Below are 330 nucleotides of genomic sequence, written 5' to 3'. Positions count from 1 at the left end.
TTAGTACTCCCCAAAGACCTCCACCTCGACGTAGTGGTTCATCTCGTTGCTGGTGTTGCCGTCGGAGTAGAGGCGCACGTAGCGGGCCTTCGTCTCCTTGGCGCCGATCAGCTTGCCCTTGTTCGTCTCCACGTAGGCCTTGTCCTTGCCCACCCCGAAGCCCAGAGAGTTGTCGTGGTCGGCGTTGAAGATCGTCGTCACCCCGGACTCGAAGCTCTCGTCGTTGGAGAGCTGCACCACCACGTCCACGTAGGCGCGCTTCTGCGTGTGGAAGTGCCACAGCCCGAGGCCGTAGATCGTCGCCTCGCGCTCGAGGTCGATCTGCACCCA

At 62.1% G+C, this 330-nt stretch carries 1 pseudogene; it reads right to left on the bottom strand.

Annotation, left to right across the window (positions count from 1 at the left end):
- A pseudogene (locus QEH57_RS24875) lies at positions 1-330 on the bottom strand (hypothetical protein); the annotation flags it as partial.

The organism is Pelagicoccus sp. SDUM812005 (genome assembly GCF_031127875.1).
GTDB lineage: Bacteria > Verrucomicrobiota > Verrucomicrobiia > Opitutales > Opitutaceae > Pelagicoccus.
The sequence above is the reverse complement of the archived record's forward strand: the minus strand, read 5'-3'. Positions and strand labels throughout refer to the sequence as shown.